Source organism: Alicyclobacillus sp. ALC3 (genome assembly GCF_028751195.1).
In the GTDB taxonomy this organism is placed as follows: domain Bacteria; phylum Bacillota; class Bacilli; order Alicyclobacillales; family Alicyclobacillaceae; genus Alicyclobacillus_L.
Genome location: NZ_CP066784.1, coordinates 3222521 through 3241087, shown reverse-complemented (window position 1 = coordinate 3241087; position 18567 = coordinate 3222521). Strand labels below are relative to the sequence as shown.

General features: G+C 53.3%; 7 protein-coding genes. 2 read left to right on the top strand and 5 right to left on the bottom strand.

Features of this window, described 5'->3' with window-relative positions:
* Nucleotides 1-191: 191 nt before the first annotated feature.
* Together JC200_RS14865 and cydB are read left to right on the top strand one after the other, a co-directional pair.
* Entirely contained in the window at nucleotides 192-1589 is a 1398-nt protein-coding gene (locus JC200_RS14865) for a cytochrome ubiquinol oxidase subunit I (RefSeq protein WP_274432462.1), read from the top strand.
* Between the two features lie 40 nt (nucleotides 1590-1629).
* Complete coding sequence (cydB, locus tag JC200_RS14860) at nucleotides 1630-2643, top strand: cytochrome d ubiquinol oxidase subunit II (RefSeq protein WP_274432461.1); 1014 nt, start codon at nucleotides 1630-1632, stop codon at nucleotides 2641-2643.
* Nucleotide 2644: 1 nt separating this feature from the next.
* Here the strand turns inward: cydB and cydC are convergent, their stop codons facing one another.
* The 5 genes from cydC to JC200_RS14835 all read right to left on the bottom strand — a co-directional run bounded on the left by cydC (nucleotide 2645) and on the right by JC200_RS14835 (nucleotide 18180).
* On the bottom strand, nucleotides 2645-4381 hold the full coding sequence (gene cydC / locus JC200_RS14855; protein ID WP_274432460.1) for a thiol reductant ABC exporter subunit CydC: 1737 nt from the start codon (nucleotides 4379-4381) through the stop codon (nucleotides 2645-2647).
* A 4-nt stretch (nucleotides 4382-4385) separates the two neighbouring features.
* Nucleotides 4386-6155, bottom strand: coding sequence for a thiol reductant ABC exporter subunit CydD (cydD, locus tag JC200_RS14850; RefSeq protein WP_274432459.1), 1770 nt, complete (start codon nucleotides 6153-6155; stop codon nucleotides 4386-4388).
* Between the two features lie 165 nt (nucleotides 6156-6320).
* On the bottom strand, nucleotides 6321-7028 hold the full coding sequence (locus tag JC200_RS14845) for a biosynthetic peptidoglycan transglycosylase (RefSeq protein ID WP_274432458.1): 708 nt from the start codon (nucleotides 7026-7028) through the stop codon (nucleotides 6321-6323).
* A 255-nt stretch (nucleotides 7029-7283) separates the two neighbouring features.
* Nucleotides 7284-7913 carry a LysE family translocator gene (locus JC200_RS14840; protein ID WP_274432457.1) on the bottom strand — a complete coding sequence of 210 codons (630 nt, stop codon included), beginning with the start codon at nucleotides 7911-7913 and terminating at the stop codon, nucleotides 7284-7286.
* Between the two features lie 412 nt (nucleotides 7914-8325).
* Nucleotides 8326-18180 (bottom strand): InlB B-repeat-containing protein, encoded by a 9855-nt coding sequence (locus JC200_RS14835; RefSeq protein ID WP_274432456.1) that lies wholly within the window; start codon nucleotides 18178-18180, stop codon nucleotides 8326-8328.
* Nucleotides 18181-18567: the final 387 nt, after the last annotated feature.

The window sequence follows — 18567 nt, the reverse complement described above, 5'->3', positions numbered from 1 at the left end:
AAGCAACAAAGCAATTTGCATGACAATGATCCTCTGCCTTTCTGTTACGATACTTCCCCTTTTCCGATCGCACAAGACAGTCATTAGAATTCTCATTCGGTTGTTTGACCAAGTCGATGAGGTATAAAACTCTTCAAACGAGATACAGTAAACCTAATTTACCTGAGATTGGTATTTGAGGTGAACCTCACATGATGCTCGTTTGGCTTGACCGATGGCAATTCGGTTTTACGACGGTCTATCACTTTTTGTTCGTGCCACTGACAATCGGATTGGCTTTTCTGATCAGTGTTATGGAGACTCTGTACGTTGCAAAGAACGACCGGATGTATCGCCGCATGGCGCAATTTTGGGGCAAGCTCTTTCTGATCAATTTTGCGCTCGGGGTAGTGACTGGCATTATGCAGGAATTCCAGTTTGGGATGAATTGGTCGAACTACTCCAGGTTCGTCGGTGACGTTTTTGGTCCGCCACTCGCCATCGAAGCGTTGGCAGCGTTCTTCTTGGAATCTGCATTCATCGGGGCATGGTTGTTCGGGTGGGACAAGTTGCCTCCCAAGGTCCACTTGTTCTCGATTTGGATGGTAACTGTCGGTGTTAGCCTGTCCGCGTTTTGGATTCTTACGGCGAATTCCTTCATGCAAGAGCCAGTTGGTTTTGCGGTGACTCATGGTCGAGCGGAAATGAACAACTTTGGGGCAATTATCACCAATCCGCAGTTGCGTGTTGAGTTCCCGCATGTATGGCTTGGCGCCATCTCGACCGGGGCATTTTTCGTGGCCGGCGTTAGTGCCTATTACCTCCTGCGCCGGCGTGAGGTCACGCTGTTTGCTCAGTCATTTCGCATCGCCGTTTACACCGGACTGGTATCTAGTGTCCTAGTGGCTGTGGTCGGTCACGCCCAAGGGCAACACTTGATTCACGCTCAGCCGATGAAAATGGCTGCATCTGAGGCACTATGGCATACGAGCCCCTATCATGCGCCTTGGTCGCTGGTCGCTTGGATTGACGCTAAGCATCACCACAATCCAATTGACATCGAGATCCCGTATGCCCTCAGCATTCTGTCGTACAACCATACATACGGGGCAGTCCCCGGTATCGAGGAACTGCAGTCGGAGTACGTCCGCCAATATGGCCCGGGGAATTACGTGCCATCGGTGTGGGCGACGTTTTGGACGTTTCGCATCATGGTTGGTGCTGGGTCATTGATGATTTTCCTGGCACTTTACGGCGCCTTTCGCGGACTGCGTGATGACGACTGGTTGGCAAAGCGACGAGGTTACTTACGCGTGATGCCGTGGGCAATTGGCTTGCCCTTCATCGCCAATACGACTGGTTGGCTCATGACGGAAATGGGTAGGCAACCGTGGGCGGTCATGGGATTGCTGAAGACGACGGACAGCATCTCTCCGACTGTTGGGGAACCTCTGGTGTGGATGTCCATCGTGGGTTTTGGCGTGGTCTACGCTGCCTTCGCGGTGGTGGATGTGTACCTATTCTTGAAATTCATCCGCCTAGGTCCTGATCCGGAAGTGGGACCGGATGAAATGGATGCGAAGTTCAGTCAGCCTGTGTTTGAACCTTAGTCAGGCGACTTTGTAACCCACTTGAAACGGAGGTGGTCGTATGAGTCTCAACGCCATATGGTTCATCATCATCGCAGTGTTGTTTACCGGTTTTTTTGTACTGGAAGGATTCGACTTTGGTGTCGGCATCCTTACACCTTTTTTGGGTAAGACGGACGAAGAACGACGGCTCCTCGTCAATAGTATTGGCCCCTTCTGGGATGCCAACGAAGTGTGGTTCATCTCAGCCGGTGCTGCCATGTTTGCCGCGTTTCCCAACTGGTACGCAACACTCTTTAGTGGTTTCTATGTCGCGTTGTTCGTCTTGCTGCTCGCTTTGATGGCGCGGGGAGTGGCGTTTGAATTTCGCAGCAAGCTTAGCCATCCTGCTTGGCGCACCTTCTGGGATTGGGCAGCCTGCATAGGAAGTCTGCTTCCCCCTGTATTGTGGGGCGTAGCGCTCGCCAACCTGATGAAGGGCGTGCCAATCGATGCACATATGAATTACGTCGGCACCTTTTGGAACCTGGTGAGCCCCTTTACGGTTCTCGGCGGCATCGCCATGGCATTGATGTGTATGTTACATGGTGCGCTGTTTTTAACACTGCGGCTCGGTGGCGACATACGTGGGAGGGCGAGAAATGCGGCCAAGCGGATTGGTGTGTGGACCTCCATCGCGATGTTCCTGTTCGTCATTTATAGCTACTTCGACACAGACCTCTTTGTGAAAATCGGGCTTGACCCAGGAAGTTTGCCGGTACTTGCCGGCATGGCGCTGCTGTCTGTTCCGTTTCTTATCTATACCGAGCATGATGGCTGGGCGTTTTTACTCAGCGCCTTGACAATCGCCTGCTCCACTGCAACTGTGTTCTACGACTTATTTCCACGTGTCATGATTAGTTCGCTCAATCATGCCTGGGACCTGACGATTTACAACGCGGCAAGTGGGCATTACTCACTGACCGTCATGACCGTCGTCGCATTAACCGTCTTGCCAGTTGTGTTGGTGTATCAGACGTGGACGTATTGGGTATTCCGCCGTCGGTTACACCCCGGTGGACATTTGGACTATTGACCTAGAGAACGATGTTCTGTTCGATGTCCCACATCTGCTTGTACCGCCCCAATTGACGAAGCAGTTCATCGTGGCTTCCGCGTTCGATTATTTGCCCATCGTGCAGAACCAAAATTTCGTCCATGGACCCCAGTGTTCGTAGCTGATGGGTAATCCAAATGGCTGTTTTGGAACGGGTCAGTTCCTCCAAAACAGCCCGCATTTGCGAAGCCGTGTGCGTGTCCAGCGATTCAAGAGGTTCATCCAACAGATACACGTGCGGGTCCGCTAAAATGGCTCGAGCGATAGCGATACGCTGACGCTGTCCACCCGATGGCACGTGCCCAGTTTCTCCAACAATGGTTTCATAGCGACCCGGTAGTTGTTCTATCCACTCGCCGAGTTGAGCCTTCTCAGCAGCCGACTGCAATTCCCTGAGGCTTGCGGTCGGCTTCGCAATTCGCAGGTTGTCGGCGATGGATGCATGGAAGACATGAGCAAATGGACTGACTACGCAGATCCCGTTTCTTACCGCGTCACCAGGCAGTTGCCGAATATCCATTCCGTCAATCAGGATTGCTCCGTCTTGCACATCCCACAATCGCGTTAACAAGTGGAATAACGTGCTTTTCCCTGCCCCATTTTGACCGACAATTGCGATCTGCTTTCCAGGGTCGACATCAAACGTAATGTCCGTCAGTACATTGCGCTCTGCGGACACATAGGAGAACGAAACGTGTTGTACTTGCATACGCCATGTCACCGGAAGGGCAGCGGCGAATTGTTCAGGGTCGCGCGCCGGTACGGGCCAAGTTTCGATATTTCGCACGCGGCGAATCGACGAGACGCTTTCCGTTAATGCACCAAATGCATTCGGTAACGTTAACACGGATTCGAAGCTAGACAAGGCCGTCAAAACGATCACGCAAAGCGCAACACCAGTGAGCAGTTCATGCCGGGCAGGGGTCACTGCAAGGCGCACCAGGAACCACGCCGTTCCAGCGACCGTGATCATGGTCAGGGACTCAAACAGCGCCTCTCGTCGTGTCAGCCGCAGTTGAACGGTGTTGAGTTTCTCTTGGCGGTTCAACAACTCAGACAAGAACGTGTGCCCGCCGTCATCACTCACGACGAGGTCAGGCATGCCGATTACCATATCGGCAATCCGCTGAGACAAGAGGGAACGTTGATCAACGCCTTCCTGACGCAGTCGGCGGCTGATTCGATGAGACAGCAGTGGTAAAATCACGCCGACGAGTGTCAATCCCATCAACAAAGCACCGGCCAGTAGTACGCCGCCAATCGGTGCGATGATTACAAATGACAGAACCGCTGTCATAACCGCCACCAACGGCGGAGCGATGACGCGTAGAAACAAATTCTGCAGCGCGTCGATGTCGTTTGTCATCGTATCCATCAGTTTCCCCATCGTCCACTGCGAAAACATGGCGGGCAAGCGTGGCTCAAGAACCGCGTAGAGGCGTGTACGCAAATCAGTCAAGATTCGAAACGTCACGTCGTGCGACACGAGTCGTTCAGCATACCGAAACACAGCCCTGGAGATGCCGAAGAAGCGCACAGACACGATGGGAACCCATAGCAACAAGATGGTGGAGGGACGAGTCGCTGCCTTCGCAATCAGATACCCGGCCGTAGCCATGAGCGCAATGCTCGCGCCAGTGCTCATAAAACCAAGCATCACGGCCAGAAGCATTCGCCCCCGCCTGTGGCCTAGCGGTTCCATCACACCCCAATGCATCCGCTTACCCTCCTTCACGCAAAAGTTGCTCGTACCATTTTGCTTGTGCATGTTTTGGGTCTAGAGAGCGGACTGCCTTTACACTTCCGCCTTGCATCAGGAACGCCTGATTCATGTGTTCTACAGTCGTCAACCGATGTGCGATCACGAGCACCGTTTGCATCGGAGGCAGGTGTTTTAACACGTTTGTGAACCACTGTTCGCTTTCTACATCAAGATGTGCAGTCGGTTCATCGAGTAACCACACCGGGCTTGCCTTTAACAACGCCCTTGCCAGTGCAATCCGCTGAATCTGCCCGGAACTTAAGGACACTCCTCCACTACCGACTGTCGTTTCAAATCCGCGTGGCAGACGTTCCGCGAACTCGGCCACTCCCGCTTGTTCGGCCACGCGAAGAACATCCACCATATCGGCAGTAGGACGAGTGATTTTGAGGTTTTCTAAAACCGTGCCACTGAAGATGTGTGGCATTTGCCCGATATACGCAACTTCGCGACGCCATGCGGCGATGTTTCTTTCACACAAGCGCTCGCCGTGGACATATACGGTCCCGACCTGAGGAGTAATTGAACCCAGGAGTACAGACAACAACGTACTCTTGCCAGCGCCAGATGGACCGATAATCGCGATGCGGTCCCCTTTGTGTACCGAAATGTTCACCCGGTCCAGGCATGCGACGGCAGTCCCAGGATAGGTATACATGAGGTTTTCAGTGCGGATGATTGGGTTATTTCCACCAGAAGGCTGCGGTCTCGGTCCCACAGGTACGTTCACAGATGTGGACATTGGAGATCCCGTTCGCGAGCCGGCTGTTGTGTCAAGGATGGAGTGAATGTGTTGCAGCGAAACGCGTCCCTCCATACTTACGTGAAACTGACTGCCTAAACTGCGCAGCGGCAGATAAAATTCACCTGCCAGGATGATTGTTGTAAGCGCGTAAACAAATGAAATGTTTCCGTTTAGCAGTCTCAACCCGACTCCAACTGCAACCATCGCCGTGCCCAGTGTGGCGAGCAATTCCATGACAAACGAAGATAGGAATGCAATCCTGAGCGATTCCATGACGGCAACGCGATATGCTTCTCCGACCCTGGCGACAACGCTCACTTGTGACTTGCTGCGATTAAACCACTTGAGTGTAGTTAGTCCACTCACAATGTCATAAAAATGCCCACCGAGTCGGCGCATCATCTGCCACCGATGGACCGTCTTCGATTTGGACATGCGTCCAAGCAAAATCATAAAAAACGGGATGAGCGGCGCAGTAATCAAGAGGATGAGACCGGAAATCCAATCAAACCAAAACACAACCACCAGGATGCAGACCGGTAAAACCAGTGCCGAAACCAATTGCGGTAGAGCGACACGAAAGAACGGTTCAACGTTTTCAATATCACCATAGGCGGTTTGAATCCATTCGCCTACCTGCTCTCGTTGAACTTCCATGGGGCTGGACTCAACCAAACGACTCAACAGCAATCGCCGCAATGTCGTCTTAACATGGACGGCAAGTTGTCCCCCACTCCACTCGGAAATCGCCTTAAATACACCACGCAGCACTATGACGATTGCAAGGAACCGCCATAAGCGAAACATCTCAGATTCATTTGCAAGATGACGTGGAAGTCCAACAATAAGTTTTGCGAAAAGGTATGTCTGCGGAATGACAAATAACCCAGTCATAAGAAAACTAAATGTAGTCACAGCAAACCACGGAGAAGCGAATTTCAGGGTTCGAGCAATGTCGTTCCACTCTTTGTTCAGTTGACGCATGGATACCGCCTTTGTCAGCAGTCATCAGTAGGGTAAATCTCACTCTCCATGTGTATACCCCATTTGGGGACCTGTTATACGGGTATACAGACATCGAAATGTTCCCAACAGAAATAGCGCCACAATTGGCTTGACGCGGAAGCGACCAACCCGCCGAAAGGAAACCTAGGCATGCAGGTGAATAGGCTCTGACGATATGCTCTTAGCCTCACTCTGCGTAATCACTCCATCCTCAATCATGTTCGTGAGGACGAGTTGCTGTCGTTGACGTGCAAGCTTCATATCGTGAAATGGATCGTAGACACTCGGAGCATTGGGCAGTCCTGCCAGCATGGTGAGTTCCCCAACATTCAACTGCGATGGCGGTCTACCGAAGTATGTCTCTGCCGCCGCATACAACCCGTAGGCGTTTTGCCCAAAGTAAATGTCGTTCGCATAGAGGGCAAACGTCTCCTTTTTACCCATCGTATCGTACAAACCGATGGCGTAGATGGTTTCACGGAGCTTCCACGCTAGAGACTTGGGCTCACTTGCCAACAAAGCATTGTGGACCAACTGCTGCGTGATGGTGGAACCCCCTTCAATGAGGCGCCCATTCTTAGCATCCACATAGATAGCTCGCGCGATGCCCCGGAAACTGATGCCGAAGTTGGTGAAAAAGGAGCGGTCTTCTGTGGCGACAACGGCCTTCCTGTACATGACAGGTATTTCGCTGTAGGTGAGAAATTGGCTTTGATGAGATTGTACTTGCGCCGTAACCTGTGCCCGGACCCGCAGAGCAATCTTATCGAACTGTGAGAAATAGACCTTCAGACCCACTGCAAGAATTGCAGCAATAATACACAGTCGTAACAGAACTTTGATCAGCCTCAAGCCCGGCCCTCTTCTCTCATTCACCTGCCGATGTGACGGTGCAGTCATTGTCACAGACGAAAAAAGTGGGACCTGCGTTCGTCTCCTACGCCAATCTTGTTCCGAATTTCGTAGGACTGAACACTGATACCGTCCAAAACAACCGCAACATACATCTCAAAACTTCCACTCCAAATTCAATTTGAACCAAAACAAAAAAGGAACCTCGTTAACCAAATCTCGAGATTCCCTATCCTGCTTGGACAAATTCTGAATTTAGTGCCACCCTGAATCCGGGAAGGCTGCGAGTATCCCGAGAGCCAAATAGATTAGGGTTGATATATAGCGCTGGCTTTTCTGAAAAGCAGAACGTTTCCGTAGCCAGTTCCCCACAGAGCCCGCGGACAAGGCATATAGGCTATCCGTAAAAATACCGAGCGCCACGAGACTCAACCCGAACAAAATAGTTTGCGTACGGACTAGCCCGTACGATGGTTTTATGAACTGCGGGATAAATGCGAAGAAAAATATCACTGTTTTTGGGTTCAATACTGCTACCCATACTCCTTGTGTGAAAATCCGAAGAAGTCCTTTACGTTGCAAAACCACGCTGGTAGTAACTGTCTCAGTGCGCAACTCTTTGATGCCCAGATAGATTAGATAAGCCGCACCAAGATATTTCACTATGCTAAACGCCAAAATTGAGGACGTAAAGATGGCTGACAAGCCTATTGCAGAACCCATCACTAGAATTACCGTTCCCACTGCGGTTGCAAACACAGAGACAAGCCCTGCAATGTGTCCTTGGTCAATGCTACGAGCCGCAATGTATAGAACTGATGGCCCAGGCATGATCAGCAACACGAACGAGGCAATGAGAAACAACTCAAAATCATGGGAAGCCAATGCAAGTTACTCCTTTCAACGATTTTTGTTGGACCCGATACGACAACACATCACCCGCCGGTTACATAAGTGTCTCTCTCAACCCCCGTACGGACAGAAACTTGAACATCCAGCATGGGGTGTAGAATTCGTAGGTGGTTGGCACATGGCTGTGGAGACAAGCATCCCGCTGTTTGCTGTTTCATCCGTTTTTTTGCAATATACTGAGACATTAATTTACCGCAGTGCCTATCAACAATTTCTCAACAAAATCGCTCCGACGTAGCCTGTACCGTAGAAGTCTTTGGTAATCTGCGGAACCTACGGCCGACTTCGGACATCAAGTCTTTACTAACTTAAACCGCCAGACCGGTTCCGCTCAAAGCGGGACCAGACTGGCGGATTGAAACAATCGTATCCTAGAAACCCTTCTCTAATTCGTCACTGTCCAGGTAGTCCCATTCCACGTGCTTTGTAGACCCAAACGCTTCAACACCTCCATGACGTCCCATATCGGCATATAGGTGGTCGGCTTGTGTGACCACGGGTCTACAGCGACAAGGTGAGTCAGCCTTTGCACCAGTGTCCCATTCATGAAAATTGCCGATGTGCCGGACCCTGGGCTGATATTCGCGAGGTCAACCGCTGCCGTTGTCGTCATGTGCCATAGTGTCCCGTTCCACGTGCTGTCGATCCCCATTGGCTTCAAGAGCTGCATGACGTACCAAATGGGTACATACGTTGTACGATTATGCACCACGGCCGGTACAATCCACTTGTGTCCGTTCCACAACACGAGTCGTTCGTCATTGGGCAAGCCAGTGACGACTAATGTGAACTCCCTCGCCGCCTGTTGGGACCCATTGGAGAGCTCAACATTGAAGGTATAGGTCCCGGCCTCGGTCGGGATCCCGTTTAAACGCCCTGCTGCATCCAAAGTAAGTCCAGTCGGAAGTTCACCGGAAACCACCGTCCACGTATACGGCCCTACTCCAACGCCGTCAAGTTGCGCTGAGTAATTCTCTCCGACGTGTAAAGAAGGCAGGGATTGGGTTGCAACGGATAGAGCTGGCGTCCCAGTTATCTCGATGGACAGGGTCTGCCTGGCCGTTTGTCCATTCGCATCGGTGACCTGTACCGTGAACGTGCTCGTTCCATTTGGACCGGTTGGTGTCCCCGAAATGACACCGCCTGTGGATAGCACCAGACCTTGTGGCAGTTTGCCATTTACAACTGACCACCTGTACGGAGACGAACCGCTATAGGCGTAAAGCTGAAGCGCGTTGTATGGCACTCCATACAGACCACCCCAGGCCCAAGCCGTAGCCACGGCGAGCGGTGCAACATACGGTTGTGCCAGCGTGTGAACATAGTCGATTGCCGACATCGTTCCCATTTCACCGTCCACGTTCATAGCCGCCACGGTCACTGAGTATGTCGTGTTCGGCGCCTCGCCGGTAAATTGGTAGATGGCAGAGGATGTCGTGGCAACTTCTCGACCATTTAAGTACACGACGTATTTAGATGCCCCGACCACCGGTGACCATGTCTCCGTCCAACCGCTCATTCCGACGAATCGATGCATCAAGTTCGTTGGTGGTTGAAGCGTCCACTTTGCATACAGCGTCAGATTTCCAGTGATCGGAGTCGTGAACGAGAAGGCAGTTTGCAAACTCGCATCCGTATACCACCCGGCAAACACCGACCCAGCTTTTGTCGGATTGGTCGGTGCTGTCGCGGTGCTGTCGTACGCCACCGATTCCGACGAGACACTGCTACCCCCGTTGCTGTTGAAGCTGACCGTATACTGTTGCGGCGTCCACTTCGCATACAGCGTCACGTTGCCAGTAATCGGAGTCGTAAACGAGAAGGCGTTTTGCAAAGTCGAATCCGTGTACCACCCTTGGAATACTTCCCCAGTCCTCGTCGGGGGGGTCGGCGCTGTCGCAATGCTGTCGTACGCCACCGATTCCGACGAGACACTGCTGCCTCCGTTGCTGTTAAAGTTCACCGTGTACTGTTGCGGCGTCCACTTTGCGTACAGCGTCAAGCTGCCAGTAATCGGAGTCGTGAACGAGAAGGCGCTTTGCAAAGTCGAATCCGTATACCACCCGGCGAATACATACCCAGTTTTCGTCGGGGTGGTCGGCGCTGTCGCAGTGCTGTCGTACGCCACCGATTCCGACGACACACTGCTACCCCCGTTGCTGTTGAAGCTGACCGTGTACTGTTGTGGCGTCCACTTTGCATACAGCGTCACGTTGCCAGTAATCGGAGTCGTAAACGAGAAGGCGTTTTGCAAAGTCGAATCCGTGTACCACCCGGCGAATACATACCCAGTCTTCGTCGGACTCGCCGGCGCTGTCGCGTCTGTCTCATAGGGCACCAATTCGTACTGAACCTGGCTGCCGCCATTGCTATTGAAGTTCACCGAGTACTCCTGCGGCGTCCACTTTGCGTATAGTGTAATGCTCCCAGTTATCACGGTACTGAAGGAAAACTGGTTCTGCAAGGTAGAGTCTGTATACCACCCCTGGAATACATACCCGGTCTTCGTCGGGGCGGTCGGCGCTGTCGCGGTGCTGTCGTACGCCACCGATTCCGACGACACACTGCTACCTCCGTTGCTGTTGAAGCTGACCGTGTACTGTTGCGGCGTCCACTTTGCATACAGCGTCAGGCTGCCAGTAATCGGAGTCGTGAACGAAAACGGAGTTTGCAAACTCGCGTCCGTATACCACCCGGCGAATACATACCCAGTTTTCGTCGGATTGGCCGGCGCTGTCGCGTCTGTCTCATATGGCACCAATTCGTATTGGACTTGGCTGCCGCCGTTGCTGTTGAAGCTGACCGTATACTGTTGCGGCGTCCACTTTGCGTATAGTGTAATGCTCCCAGTAATCGCGGTCGTAAAGGAAAACTGATTCTGCAGGGTTGAGTCTGTATACCACCCCTGGAATACATACCCGGTCTTCGTCGGGGCGGTCGGTGCTGTCGCAGTGCTGTCGTACGCCACCGATTCCGACGACACACTGCTACCCCCGTTGCTGTTGAAGCTGACCGTGTACTGTTGCGGCGTCCACTTTGCGTACAGCGTCAGGCTGCCAGTGATCGGAGTCGTGAACGAAAACGGTGTTTGCAAACTCGCGTCCGTATACCACCCGGCGAATACATACCCAGTCTTCATCGGATTGGCCGGCGCTGTCGCGTCTGTCTCATAGGGCACCAATTCGTATTGAACTTGGCTGCCTCCGTTGCTGTTAAAGTTCACCGTGTACTGTTGCGGCGTCCACTTCGCATACAGCGTGATGTTCCCAGTAATCAGCGTCCCAAACGAAAACTGATTCTGCAGGGTAGAGTCTGTATACCATCCCTGGAATACATACCCGGTCTTCGTCGGGGCGGTCGGTGCTGTCGCGGTGCTGTCGTACGCCACCGATTCCGACGAGACACTGCTACCTCCGTTGCTGTTGAAGCTGACCGTGTACTGTTGCGGCGTCCACTTTGCGTACAGCGTCAAGCTGCCAGCAATCGGAGTCGTGAACGAGAAGGCGTTTTGCAAAGTCGAATCCGTGTACCACCCGGCGAATACATACCCAGTCTTCGTCGGATTGGCCGGTGCCGTCGCGTCTGTCTCATAGGGCACCAATTCGTATTGAACTTGGCTACCTCCGTTGCTGTTGAAGCTGACCGTATACTGTTGCGGCGTCCACTTTGCGTATAGTGTAATGCTCCCAGTAATCGCGGTACTAAAGGAAAACTGATTCTGCAGGGTTGAGTCTGTATACCACCCCTGGAATACATACCCGGTCTTCGTCGGGGCGGTCGGTGCTGTCGCAGTGCTGTCGTACGCCACCGATTCCGACGAGACACCGCTACCCCCGTTGCTGTTGAAGCTGACCGTGTACTGTTGCGGCGTCCACTTTGCGTACAGCGTCAGGCTGCCAGTGATCGGAGTCGTGAACGAGAAGGCGGTTTGCAAAGTCGAATCCGTGTACCACCCGGCGAATACATACCCAGTTTTCGTCGGATTCGCCGGTGCCGTCGCGTCTGTCCCGTAGGGCACCAATTCGTATTGGACTTGGCTGCCTCCGTTACTATTAAAGTTCACCGAGTACTGTTGCGGCGTCCACTTCGCGTACAGCGTAATGTTCCCAGTTATCACGGTACTGAAGGAAAACTGGTTCTGCAGGGTTGAGTCTGTATACCATCCTTGAAACACTTCCCCGGTCTTCGTCGGGGCGGTCGGTGCTGTCGCAGTGCTGTCGTACGCCACCGATTCCGACGAGACACTACTACCTCCGTTGCTGTTGAAGCTGACCGTATACTGTTGCGGCGTCCACTTTGCGTATAGTGTGATGTTCCCAGTAATCGCGGTACTAAAGGAAAATTGATTCTGCAGGCTTGAGTCTGTATACCACCCGGCGAATACTTCCCCAGTTTTCGTTGGACTGGCCGGAGCAGTCGCAGTACTATCGTACGCCACCGATTCAGAGGAGACACCGCTGCCCCCGTTGCTGTTGAAGCTGACCGTGTACTCCTGCGGCGTCCACTTCGCGTACAGCGTAATGTTCCCAGTGATGGGGGTGCCAAAGGAAAACTGATTCTGCAGGGTAGAGTCTGTATACCATCCCTGGAATACATACCCGGTCTTCGTCGGGGCGGTCGGTGCTGTCGCGGTGCTGTCGTACGCCACCGATTCCGACGACACACTGCTACCCCCGTTGCTGTTGAAGCTGACCGTGTACTGTTGCGGCGTCCACTTTGCATACAGCGTCACGTTGCCAGTAATCGGAGTCGTGAACGAGAAGGCAGTTTGCAAACTCGCGTCCGTATACCACCCGGCGAATACATACCCAGTCTTCGTCGGATTTGCCGGCGCTGTCGCGTCTGTCTCATAGGGCACCAATTCGTACTGAACCTGGCTACCGCCATTGCTATTGAAGTTCACCGTGTACTGTTGCGGTATCCACTTCGCATACAGCGTGATGTTCCCAGTAATCAGCGTCCCAAACGAAAACTGATTCTGCAGGGTAGAGTCTGTATACCATCCTTGAAACACTTCCCCGGTCTTCGTCGGGGCGGTCGGTGCTGTCGCAGTGCTGTCGTACGCCACCGATTCCGACGAGACACTGCTACCCCCGTTGCTGTTGAAGCTGACCGTGTACTGTTGGGGCGTCCACTTTGCATACAGCGTCACGTTGCCAGTAATCGGAGTCGTGAACGAGAAGGCGTTTTGCAAAGTCGAATCCGTATACCACCCGGCGAATACATACCCAGTCTTCGTCGGACTCGCCGGCGCTGTCGCGTCTGTCTCATAGGGCACCAATTCGTATTGAACCTGGCTACCCCCATTACTATCGAAGTTCACCGTGTACTCTTGCGGCGTCCACTTCGCATACAGTGTGATGTTCCCAGTGATCACAGTACTAAAGGAAAACTGGTTCTGCAGAGTTGAGTCTGTATACCATCCTTGAAACACCTCCCCGGTCTTCGTCGGGGTGGTCGGCGCTGTCGCAGCGCTATCGTACGCCACCGATTCAGAGGAGACATTGCTCCCCCCGTTGCTGTTGAAGCTGACCGTGTACTGTTGGGGCGTCCACTTAGCGTACAAAGTCACATTACCTGTGATTGGAGTCGTGAACGAGAAGGAAGTTTGCAAAGTCGAATCCGTATACCACCCTGCGAATACATACCCAGTCTTCGTCGGATTCGCCGGCGCTGTCGCGTCTGTCTCATAAGGCACCAATTCGTATTGAACTTGGCTACCTCCGTTGCTGTTGAAGCTGACCGTATACTGTTGCGGCGTCCACTTCGCATACAGCGTGATGTTCCCAGTTATCGCGGTGGTAAAGGAAAACTGATTCTGTAGGGTTGAGTCTGTATACCACCCCTGAAATACTTCCCCGGTCTTCGTCGGGGGGGTCGGCGCTGTCGCGGTGCTGTCGTACGCCACCGATTCCGACGAGACACTGCTGCCTCCGTTGCTGTTAAAGTTCACCGTGTACTGTTGCGGCGTCCACTTTGCGTACAGCGTCAGGCTGCCAGTAATCGGAGTCGTGAACGAGAAGGCGGTTTGTAATGTCGCGTCCGTATACCACCCGGCGAACACATACCCAGTCTTCGTCGGGTTGGTCGGTGCTGTCGCGTCTGTCCCGTAGGGCACCAATTCGTACTGAACCTGGCTGCCGCCATTGCTGTCAAAGTTCACCGCGTACTGTTGCGGCGTCCACTTTGCATACAGCGTGATGTTCCCAGTTATCGCGGTGGTAAAGGAAAACTGATTCTGCAGGGTTGAGTCTGTATACCATCCCTGGAATTCATACCCAGTCTTCGTCGGGTTGGCCGGTGCTGTCGCAGTACTGTCGTACGCCACCGATTCAGACGACACACTGGTCCCTCCGTTGCTGTTGAAGCTGACCGTGTACTGTTGCGGCGTCCACTTAGCGTACAGCGTCACATTTCCGGTAATCGGAGTCGTGAACGAGAAGGCGGTTTGCAATGTCGAATCCGTATACCACCCGGCGAATACATACCCAGTCTTCGTCGGATTGGGCGGTGCTGTCGCGTCTGTCGCGTAGGGCACCAATTCGTATTGAACTTGGCTGCCTCCGTTACTGTTAAAGTTCACCGTGTACTGTTGCGGCGTCCACTTAGCGTACAGCGTAATGCTCCCAGTAATCGCGGTACTAAACGAAAACTGATTCTGAAAGGTAGGGTCTGTATACCACCCCTGGAATACTGCCCCGGTTTTCGTGGGATTGGTCGGCTGCGTCGCGTAGCCATTGTACGCCACCGATTCCGACGACACGCTGCTGCCACCGTTGCTGTTGAAACTGACCGTGTACTGTTGCGGCGTCCACTTTGCATATAGCGTCAGGCTGCCAGTGATCGGAGTCGTGAACGAGAAGGCAGTTTGCAAAGTCGAATCCGTATACCACCCCGCGAATACATACCCAGTCTTCGTCGGCGGCGCCGGTTGCGTCGCGTCTGTCTCATAGGGCACCAATTCGTACTGAACCTGGCTGCCGCCATTGCTGTCGAAGTTTACCGTGTACTGTTGCGGCGTCCACTTCGCATACAGCGTAATGTTCCCCATAATCGGCGTCCCAAAGGAGAAGGCAGTTTGCAACGTCGAATCCGTGTACCACCCAGCGAATGTTTCCCCGGTTTTCGTCGGGTTGGTCGGCTGCGTCGCATAGCCACCGTATGCCACGGATTCCGACGAGACACTGCTACCACCGTTGCTGTTGAAGGTAACGGTGTATTCTGCGGGCGTCCACTTTGCATACAGCGTCAGACTGCTGGTAATTGGAGTCGTGAATGAGAAGGCGTTCTGCAAAGTCGAATCCGTATACCACCCTGCGAACACTGACCCTGTTCTCGTCGGATTCGTCGGCGCTGTCGCGTCACTCCCGTACGGCACCAATTGGTACTGAACCTGGCTGCCGCCATTGCTATTGAAGTTCACCGTGTACTCCTGCGGCGTCCACTTCGCATACAGCGTGATGTTCCCCGTAATCAGCGTCCCAAACGAATACTGATTTTGCAGGGTTGAGTCTGTATACCATCCCTGGAATACTGCCCCGGTTTTCGTCGGGCTGGTCGGCTGCGTCGCAGTGCCATCGTACGCCACCGATTCCGACGACACACTGCTACCACCATTGCTGTCGAAGGTCACTGTGTACTGTTGCGGCGTCCACTTTGCATACAGCGTCAGACTGCTGGTAATTGGAGTCGTGAACGAGAAGGCGTTTTGGAAAGTCGAATCCGTATACCACCCTGCGAACACATACCCAGTCTTCGTCGGGCTCGCCGGCGCTGTCGCATCACTCCCGTACGGCACCAATTGGTACTGAACCTGGCTGCCACCATTGCTGTTGAAGTTCACCGCGTACTCCTGCGCTGTCCACTTCGCATACAGGGTGATGTTCCACGTAACCGGGGTACCAAAGGAGAAGGCGTTTTGTAAAGTCGAATCCGTATACCACCCTGCGAACACATACCCAGCCTTCGTCGGGTTTGTCGGCTGCGTCGCATAGCTATCGTACGCCACCGATTCCGACGTCACGCTGCTGCCCCCGTTGCTGTCAAAGGTCACCGTGTCGTTAGTTGAAACACTGTCTGTCGCAGACGCAGCACCCTCGCCTCCGGCACCCACTGCCGTCACCGTCACATTGTAAGTCGTGCCACCCGTCTCTCCAGTCACGTTGTAGCTCGTCGTGGTCACCGGACTGCTGTTCATCTTCGTGCCGTTGACGTACACGTTGTATCCAGTCGCTCCACTCACGGCACTCCACGATTCCGTCCACCCTGTAGTGGTTACATTACTGTGGCTGAGGCCCGTCGGGGCACTCGGAGCCAGCACATATTCTTCAATAGATCCCGTAAGGTTGGTGACAAATAGGTCCCCAGCACTGTCTATCGCAATGCCCGCTGGTTCGCTTAGCCCTGCTCCGCCCGTGACGTTGACCCAGGTCGTGCTCCCATTCGGACGTTCATAAAGTGTGTTATTTCCATTATTGACCACGAACACGTTACCGGCAGCATCCACCCGAATTCCGAGCGGACCAATGAATCCAGCACCGTTTGTGATATTGACCCAGGTCGTGCTCCCACTCGGAAGTTCATACACTGCATTATCGTTGTAAAGGGTCAAAAACACGTCACCCTTACTGTCCACGGCAACGCGGCCATCCAGATTTTGTCCGAAGGAAGAGCTAAGGGGCGTAATCGTCGCGCTGCCAATATGGTTCTTGATAACAACACCATTGCCCGCGGCCCACGTGTATAAATTGCCTGAACCATCTAAGGCAATCCCCTCTGGAGCAGTGTAGTTGTAAGGCGACCCTCCAGTAACCAAATAGGGACTCCAACTGGTACTGCCACTCGGCAGTTCCTTAATCGTGTCGCCGTTCATGTTCGTGACAAACAGGTCTCCCGCACTATCCACAGCGATGCCACGTGGACCATCGAAGGATGCCCCATACGTGATGTTATTCCAGGTCGTGCTCCCGCTCTTCAGGTCGTAAACCGTGGTATTGTTGGGGACCGCGTTCGTGACAAACACGTCTCCTGCACTATCCACGGCAATGCCAAAGGGAGAAGAAAACGACCCACCATCGGTGATGTTCACCCACTGTCCAGGCGGAAGTGTGCCTGTGGGGGGCAAGGTATTGACACTGTTTCCCGCAGATTGGGCACTTTCTCCGGCCGCGTTCACCGCGGTCACTGTCACCTTGTAGACGGTGGATGGTTGATCGCCCGTCACGTTGTAGCTCGTTCCTGTTACAGGACTGGTATTCACCTTCGTGCCATTGATGTACACGTTGTAGCTTGTCGCTCCAACTACGGCACTCCACGATTCCGTCCAGCCTGTAGCGGTCACACTGCTGTTTTTCAACCCCGTCGGGGCACTGGGGGGCATCTCGTACTCTTCAATCGTACCTCCAGTCGCAGTGGTTGTATCGTTGGATACGTAGAGGTCTCCCGCACTGTCCACTGCAATGCCGTATGGGTAGACAATCGGCGCCCCATTCGTGATGTTGGTCCACGTCGTGCTCCCGCTTTGCAGTTCGTATATCGTGCCACTACTGTAATCGGTAACAAACAAGTTCCCCGCACTGTCTACCGCAATATCAGTTGGCCCGTTGAAAGTCGCGCCATTTGTGACATTGGTCCACGTCGTGCTGCCGCTAGAAAGCTCGAAAACTTGGTTGGAGTTATGACTGGTCACAAACACATCGCCTGACTTGTCCACCGCAATGCCCGTTGGGGCATTAAATATTGCACCGTCCGTGATATTCGTCCACGCCGTGCCCCCACTAGGGAGCTCAAAAATCTGGTTGTTACTGCTGCTGGCGACAAACACATCACCCGACTTGTCCACTGTGATACCCGTCGGATCGTTGAATGCCGCACCGTTGGTGATGTTCGTCCACGTTGTACTCCCGCTCGTCAGTTCGAGCACTGTGTTCTGTGGAGTCGTCACGAACAAGTCACCCGAGCTATCCACGGCCACGCCATAGGATGCAGGCGGTTGTGTCGGAATCGCCTTCCACGTTGTACTTCCAGTCTTTCGCTCTAAAATCGTACTGGTGCTATTGAGCGCAAACACGTCTCCTGCACTATCCACTGCGATAGCTGAAGGTTTGGTGAAGGCTCCGCCATTGGTGATATTCACCCATGCCCCTGTAGTGGCTGCGAGCGCGTGCGTGTTGTACATTGGCCCCATCGTCAGCCATGACATAGGCGTCAGAACGATCATAGCCATGAGAGACTTTTTCAATCGTCTTCTCTTGCCTCTATGTGTCTCTGGAGGTGTTGTGGACCGGTCTCGATGTCGCCGATTCATGAATCTCCTTACCCCTTTCCCGTGAAAACTGATGCGCAATAGCCTGTGGTTGAGTCACCCGTACCGCTTTGTCTGATCACGATTCTGTTCATGCCTACCTGACAACGCCGCGCAGCCCTTGTCCTGCTACCCATTGAGCAAGGACGTGGACAATACGGCCGAGCGTTACCCTACCGACTGAATCCGTTTGTTGAAACGACCGGGAGCGTCCGCAATATACCAGACTGAATCTCAACAAGTTCTCAACACAAAAAACGCTCCAACCGTCGAGGAGTGCTTGAAACCAAGCGTTCTCAACAATTGAAGCGAGGACTACTGTAT